At 63.2% G+C, this 7,134-nt stretch carries 4 protein-coding genes; 1 reads left to right on the plus strand and 3 read right to left on the minus strand.

What is annotated here, in order from left to right; genetic code table 11:
- Positions 1-495: 495 nt before the first annotated feature.
- The 3 genes from BMY73_RS07385 to BMY73_RS07395 are packed head-to-tail and all read right to left on the minus strand — an operon-like array spanning position 496 to position 6,299.
- Positions 496-1,905 carry an efflux transporter outer membrane subunit gene (locus tag BMY73_RS07385; protein WP_092406137.1) on the minus strand — a complete coding sequence of 470 codons (1,410 nt, stop codon included), beginning with the start codon at positions 1,903-1,905 and terminating at the stop codon, positions 496-498.
- On the minus strand, positions 1,889-3,055 hold the full coding sequence (locus tag BMY73_RS07390) for an efflux RND transporter periplasmic adaptor subunit (RefSeq protein WP_092406139.1): 1,167 nt from the start codon (positions 3,053-3,055) through the stop codon (positions 1,889-1,891). Before BMY73_RS07390 ends, BMY73_RS07385 begins: the two co-directional genes overlap by 17 nt.
- On the minus strand, positions 3,045-6,299 hold the full coding sequence (locus BMY73_RS07395) for an efflux RND transporter permease subunit (protein WP_256571103.1): 3,255 nt from the start codon (positions 6,297-6,299) through the stop codon (positions 3,045-3,047). Before BMY73_RS07395 ends, BMY73_RS07390 begins: the two co-directional genes overlap by 11 nt.
- A 206-nt stretch (positions 6,300-6,505) precedes the next feature.
- Between BMY73_RS07395 and BMY73_RS07400 the strand changes: the two genes are divergently transcribed.
- Positions 6,506-6,916, plus strand: coding sequence for a PA0061/PA0062 family lipoprotein (locus tag BMY73_RS07400; RefSeq protein WP_062387316.1), 411 nt, complete (start codon positions 6,506-6,508; stop codon positions 6,914-6,916).
- Positions 6,917-7,134 lie beyond the last annotated feature (218 nt).

Consider the following 7,134-nt stretch of genomic DNA (forward strand, 5'->3'; position numbering starts at 1 on the left):
GAATGCAGTGGGTTAGGGACATCAAGGGTGAATGACACACCGCATTCGTCAGCAAGCTGACTCCCACAGGTTCTATGTTTATTCAACGATTTCGGTGTCGAATCTAGCAGCGCAAAGCGCGCTCTGGCTTTTGATCTTCATACCGCAGCAGGCCAGACACCACAAAGCGCGACTTGGGTGCAGGCCAAACGCAGACGACGCGCAGTGGGCCGAGCGGCATGGATGCCGCGAGAGCGCCGTCAGGACATGGATGTCCGTTCGGCGCGGGCCCACGGAGCGTCGTCGGAGTGCGGGTACCCGACGCAGGAGGGCCAAGCCAGGAGCTAGACACTTGGTTACTTGGTGTCCTTTCAAGTAACCCGCCGAAGGCGGAACAGTTTGGACGTTAGGACAAACCAAACCATCAGCGTCACCCCATATGGCGGAAATGCACGCCGTAAAAGTGAGCTTGGTACTGCATCTGCTGGCAAATTTGCAGTGTGTTCTGAAGTTGCATCAGCTCTTCTTCCACCCCCCACCCAACGCCACCACCAGTCCCACGCTGGCCTGCAGCCGGCTGGTGTCGACCTCCTGCAAGCGCCGTTGTGCCTGCAAGGCGGTGGTCTGTGCCGTGACCACGTCCAGGTAATTCACCGCGCCCGCTTGATAGCTGCTCATCGCCATGCGCTCGGCGCTTTGGGCTGCGTCGACCGCCGCTTGCTGGTCTTGCGATTCCTGCTGCAGATCGCGCAATTGACCGAGGTTGTCTTCCACCTCGCGCACGGCTTTGAGCACCGCACTGTGATACTGCGCTGCCGCCTCCTCGAACTCGGCTCTGGCCTGACGTTCGTTGGCGCTGCGGCGGCCTGCGTCGAAGATCGGCAAGTTGACCAGCGGCCCCAACGCCCAGTAACGATTGGCCGCGGCGAGCAGATTCCCGCTGCCCTGGGTCTGTCCGCCGAGCAAACCGGTCAGGCTGAAATCCGGGTACCAGGCGGCTTTCGCTACGCCGATATTGGCGTTGGCAGCGAACACCCGGCGCTCGGCGGCTGCGATGTCCGGCCGCTGCTGCAACAGGCTGCCGGGGAGGGCTTGGGGAATCTCGGGAAGTTTGAGCGGCGCGGCGTCATGGGCCAGTGAAAAGTCACTCGGCAGCACACCCACCAATTCTGCGATGGCGTGCTCGCTGAGGGTGCTTTGGGCCGTCACATCGTCCAGTTGCGCCTGGGCTTCGGCCAACTGACTCTGAGCGCGGGTCAGGTCCAGCTCCGACGCGATCTTGCCTTCGTAGCGGTCGCGGGTCAGTTGCAGGGCCTGGCGGTAGTCGTCCAGTGACGTCTTGAGAATCTTGCGCTGTGCGTCCAGCCCGCGGGCCTGTACGTAAAGCGTCGCGAGCTGGCGCTGCAAGCTCAGCCGCGCCGTCGCCAGATCATCGGCCGAGGCTTGCGCCTGGGCGTCACCGGCGGCGACCTGATTACGGATCTTGCCCCACAGGTCCGGGTCGAAGCTCAAGCTGAAGCCTGCCGTGTCACTGTTGTAAACCGAAGGCTGGGTGTCGCCGCGCAACGGCCGGCGATCCGACTGACGCTGGCGCAGCGGGGCGCCGCTGGCGTTGACTTGAGGAAACAACCCGGCGTGCAGTTGGCTGGCGTAGGCATGCGCCGCCTCGTAATGCGCCAGCGCCGCCGCCAGATCCGGGTTGGCCTTGAGCAGTTGCAGTTGCAAGTCGTTCAGTTGCTTGTCTTCAAAGACTTGCCACCACTGCGTCGGCAGCGATGTGGCGGGTTGTGCCGGGTGCCAGGGGCCGGCCTGCTCCTTGTAGTGCTCCGGCAGGGCAACGTCGGGTGCATGATAAGTGGGCGCCAACGAGCAACCTTGCAACGTGATTGCCATGATCAGGACCAGACCTTCAAGCCTTGGGCGCATGCTCACCTCCCGCGTCGGCCAGTTGCACGGGGTCGTTTTCACGCAGCGCGTCCGGCGGGTTGTCGACCACCCGGTCGGCCGCGTTCAACCCTTGATCGATCACCAGCCGGTCACCGAGGTCCATGGCGATATGGATGGTGCGCAGGTGAACGTGACCGGCGTGGTCCAGCGTCGCGACCTGGGTGCCCTTGGCGCGGAAAATGAGCGCGCTGGCCGGGATGCTGACGCCCTGGCTGCCGGCGCTCACTGGCAAGGTGGCGTCGGCGTAGTCACCGGGCAACAGCGCATCGGCCGGATTGTCCACGACGAACTGCGCCAGCAGCGTCCCTGAGCGCGGGTCGACCGCCGTGGAATCGCCCATCAGCGTCGCCGTGTACGTCTGGCCGGGGTGCTCGGGGACACTCAACCGCACCTGCATGCCCGGACGAATCACGCTCGCGTAGTTCTGCGGGACCGGCACGTACAACCGCAGGCGATGGGTGTCGGCCATGCTGAACAACGGCGTACCGCCGCCATCGTCAGCTTTGATCAACTGGCCGATGTCGGTGTTGCGTGCGGTGATGGTGCCATTGAACGGCGCGCGGATGGTTTTGTAAGCGGTGAGGTCGGACAGGCGTTGACAGTCGGCAGCCGCTGCCTGCATGTCCGCCTTTGCGGCGGCGGCGGCGGACACTTTTTCATCCACTTCCTGTTGTGACACCGAGTGTGTCGCCAACAGATGTTGCCAGCGTGTGGCGGTGGTCTCGGCGATACGTGCGGTGGCTTGTTGCTGGGCGAGGTGGGCGCGGGCCTGCGCCAGTTGCTGATCCAGCTCCGGACTGTCGATTTGCGCGAGCACTTGACCGGCCTGAACCCGGGTGCCGATGTCCGCGCGCCAGTCTCTCAGGTATCCACTGACCCTGGCGTTGATCGAGGCCTTGCTCCAGGCCTCCAGGCGCGCCGGCAACTGCAGCGTGTCGCCCTGGGCGTTTTGCGAGGGGGACACCACGGTCACCACCGGCACCGACTGGCGTTCGGTCCAGGCGGCGACGGCGTGGTCGTGGCGCGTACGAGCCGCCAGTCCATTGGCGACCAGCAATGCTGCCAGGGTCAGGCCACCCACGCCGGTAAGCATCAGGCGCTTGCGCGAAGGGACTTTTTCAGACGACATGGGATGTTTCTCCATCGATACCGCTGGATTGGTTGGCGGCGTTGGGGGTGAGCGAACGGGGTTGCGAATGACGGTGCACGAGGCTGAACACCACCGGTACGAACAACAGGGTGGCGGTGGTGGCGAGGATCAAACCACCGATGACCGCGCGCCCGAGCGGGGCGTTCTGTTCCTGAGAGAGGGCCAGCGGCAGCATGCCGATGATCATCGCCAGTGCGGTCATGCACACCGGACGGAAACGGGTGTAACCGGCTTCCAGCGCCGCCTGCAATGCATCGCCGTGCTCGGCCAGGCGTTCGCGGCAGAAGCTCACCACCAGAATCGAGTTGGCGGTCGCCACGCCCATGCACAGGATCGCGCCGGTCAGCGCCGGCACCGATAACGAGGTGCCGCTGAGGAACAGCATCCAGACGATGCCGGCCAGCGCCGCTGGCAACGCCGTGATGATGACGAACGGGTCGGTCCACGACTGGAAGTTGATCACGATCAGCAGGTAGATCAGCACGACAGCCCCAAGCAGGCCCAGGCTCAGGCCGCTGAAGGCTTCATGCAACGCGTCGATCTGGCCATGCAGGCTGATCGTCGCGCCCTTGGGCCGCAGGTGTGCCATGCCGTCGATGACCTTTTGCACGTCCGTGGCGACGCCGCCGAGGTCGCGCCCTTGCACGTTGGCAAACAGGTCCAGTGTCGGCTCGATGTTGTAGTGCGTGACCACCGCAGGGCTGTCGACTCGCTTGATCGTCGCCAGACCGCCAAGGATCTGCGACTGACCGTTGCTGCCGGTAATCGGCAGGGCTTCCAGGGTCGGCAGGCTGTCCAGACGGTACTGCGGCGTCGCGGCGACCACCGAGTACGACACGTCGTTTTTCGGGTTCAGCCAGTAGGTCGGCGCCACTTGCGAGGTGCCGGTCAGCGATGCGCCGAGGCTGGTGGTCACGTCCTTCTCGGTGATGCCCAGTTGCTTGGCGCGCAGGCGGTCCACGTTCACTTGCAAAGAGGGATAACCGGTGGACTGCTGGATACGCAGGTCGGCGATGCCGGGGACGTGTTGCAGCCGGCGTTGCAGTTCCACTGCATAGGCACGATTCGCTTCGCCGTCAGGCCCGGAGATTTTCACGTCCAGCGGGGCCGGGGCGCCGAAGTTAAGGATCTGGCTGCTGATGTCGGCCGGCATGAACGCGAACTGGCTGCCGGGGAAACTCTGCGGCAGCGCTTCACGCAGGCGTTTGACGTAATCGGCGGTCGGTGCATGACCGGCTTTGAGCGTGACCTGAATATCGCCGTCCTGCGGGCCGATGGTGCCGCTGCTGCTGTAAGCCATGTCGATGCCGCTGAGCGGAATGCCGATGTTGTCGATCACCGTGTCCAGTTCATCAGCGGGAATGATCTCGCGAATGCGTTGTTCGATCCGGTCAAAGGCCGCAGCGCTTTCTTCAATGCGGGTGCCCAGCGGCAGGCGCACATGCATCGACAGCGCGCCCGCGTCGGTGGCCGGGAAAAAATCCTCTCCCAGGCTCGGCAACAGGGCAAAACTGGCGAGCACGCAGGCGAGAAACACCAGCAGGAATGCCTTGCGCCGCTTCAGTGCCAGGCCGAGCAGCCCGTGATACACGTCGCGGATCGCCGAAAACCGGTGTTCGAAACCCTGCTGAAAACGCAGTGCGCCACGCAGCAGTGCGTTGCGCTGCCGGCCATGCTGGTCACCTTCGTGGTGATTGATGAACGCATCTTCGGGGTGATGGCCGGGGCCGACTTCCAGCACGTGAGGCTTGAGCAGGAACATCGCCAGGGTCGGCACCAGCGTACGCGAGAGCAGGAACGAGCTGCCCATGGCAAAAATCACCGCCAGCGCCATTGGCCGGAACAGGTAACCGGCAATCCCCTGGAGCATGAACATCGGCACGAACACGATGCAGATGCACAGCAGCGAAACGAAGGCGGGGCCGACGATCTGTCGCGCACCGTCCATGATCGCGTCCTTGACGGCCTTGCCTTGCTCCAGGTGCCAGTTGATGTTCTCGATGGTCACCGTGGCGTCGTCCACCAGAATACCGACGGCCAGCGCCAGTCCACCCAGGGTCATGACGTTCAGGGTCTGGCCCGTGACCGACAGCAGTGCAATGGCCGACAGCACCGCCAGCGGGATCGAGGCGGCAATGATCAGCGTCGAACGCCAACTGCCGAGGAACAGCAGAATCATCACGCTGGTCAGCAGCGCAGCGATGATGCCTTCCCGGGCCACGCTGCCGACCGACGCTTTCACGAACACCGAGGCATCGCCCAACAGCGAGGTTTTCAGGGCGGGCGGCAGCGTTTCGTTGATCAGCGGCAACATGTTGCGGATGTCGTCGACGATCGACAGGGTGGAAATATTGCCGTTCTTCAGCGCCGGCATCAGCACCGCCCGACGCCCGTCGACCCGCACGATGTTGGTCTGTGGCGGCGAACCGTCACGGACGTGCGCCACCTGGCCAATGGTGATCAACGCACCGTCGACGGTCTTGATCGGCAAGTCGTTGAGTTCGTCGATGGCTTTCGGGCTGTTGTTCAGCAACACGGTGTACTCATCACTGCCCATCTTGGCGGTGCCGACCGGAATGATCTGGTTACCCGCCGCCAGCGCATTACCGACGTCCTGCGCCGAGAGCCCCTTGGCAGCCAGCGCCTGCGGGTCAAGGTCGAGGGTGATCTGGCGTTGTTTGCCACCCATGGGCGTCGGCATGGCGAGGCCGGGCACGGCGCTGAGTGGCAGACGGATGCTGTTTTGCACCAAGTCACGAATCCGTGCTTCGGAGAGCGTCGGGCTGGAAAAGGCCATCTGCAGGATCGGCACGGTCGAGGCGCTGTAGTTGAGGATCAGTGGCGGCGTGATACCGGCCGGCATCTGTTTCAACACGGTTTGCGACACCGCGGTCACCTGCGCATTCGCGGTGCGGATGTCGACGCCCGGCTGGAAGAAGATCTTGACGATGCCCATGCCTGGCAGGGATTGCGACTCGATGTGCTCGATGTCGTTGACCGTGGTACTGAGCGAGCGCTCATAGGTGTAGATGACGCGACCGGCCATGGCATCCGGCGACAGACCGGCGTACTGCCAGACCACCGCGACCACCGGAATGCCGATGTCGGGAAACACGTCGGTGGGCGTCTTGAGGGCCGCCATGGGCCCGACGATACAAATGAAAATTGCCAACACGATGAACGTGTACGGCTTGAGCAATGCAGTCTTGACCAGCCCGAGCATGCCGGAAACCTCCCATTTCGAATCCGCGCAGTCTTGGTGCAGGCGCCTAACAGGCACCTTTCAGGCGAATGAACAAATAGTTAGTCCGGCACGCAGGGCGCTTTCATGGGGGATTCATTTGTTGTTCATCCGACGCACGCTCAGCCTTGGCCCACCGAAATTCACCCTGCACCGCAGGGACTTTTCCAATCGTCGAGGGTCGTGTCATGAAAGCCAAATCGTTGCTGTTCGTTCCCATGCTGGGGCTGGTCGCTGTGCTATCGGCCTGCGCCGGGCCGATGCCCAAAGCGGATCCGACCGAGGCCTGGATCGGCTTGCAGGAAGAACCTGACGGGGTGCTGATGGCCGAGGACCTGGACGGCAAACGGCTGGAGGATGGGCGCTACTTCGAGGTCAAACCCGGCGCTCACAAGCTGGACGTTGATTTGATCGTGGAAGGCACTGGCGACAACGGGCAGGTGAATTGTGAGGCCGGTATCCGTTTCAACCAGTTCCAGGCAGGGGAGCATTACAAACTGGTGGAGTCGAGTCTGGGCCAGGAGTATCGGGTGAAACTTGAGGATTCGAACGGCCATCAGATCGGGCACAGCAAGGATTTCACCTGTATGCCGGGGTGATCGAGATTACGGGGTCGTTTGGTGGCTCTGGCTAGTGCCAGAATCGCGGGACAAGGTGGAGCGCCACCCCGGCGGCTACAACAATCGCGGGTGGGGTGCAGACGATTCAGGATCGTTCCAACGCTCTGCGTGGGAATGCCTGCCAGGACGCTCCGCGTCCACGTTGACGCAGAGCGTCAGTCGCTGCTTTACCACGCGGAGCGTGGGAACGATCAAAA

It is taken from the genome of Pseudomonas sp. NFACC02 (genome assembly GCF_900110765.1).
Classification (GTDB): Bacteria; Pseudomonadota; Gammaproteobacteria; order Pseudomonadales; family Pseudomonadaceae; genus Aquipseudomonas.

Excerpts from the sequence above, each read along its gene's own strand:
- BMY73_RS07385 (WP_092406137.1), bottom strand. The coding sequence starts at position 1,905 with ATGCGCCCAAGGCTTGAAGGTCTGGTCCTGATCATGGCAATCACGTTG.
- BMY73_RS07390 (WP_092406139.1), bottom strand. The coding sequence starts at position 3,055 with ATGTCGTCTGAAAAAGTCCCTTCGCGCAAGCGCCTGATGCTTACCGGC.
- BMY73_RS07395 (WP_256571103.1), bottom strand. The coding sequence starts at position 6,299 with ATGCTCGGGCTGGTCAAGACTGCATTGCTCAAGCCGTACACGTTCATC.
- BMY73_RS07400 (WP_062387316.1), top strand. The coding sequence starts at position 6,506 with ATGAAAGCCAAATCGTTGCTGTTCGTTCCCATGCTGGGGCTGGTCGCT.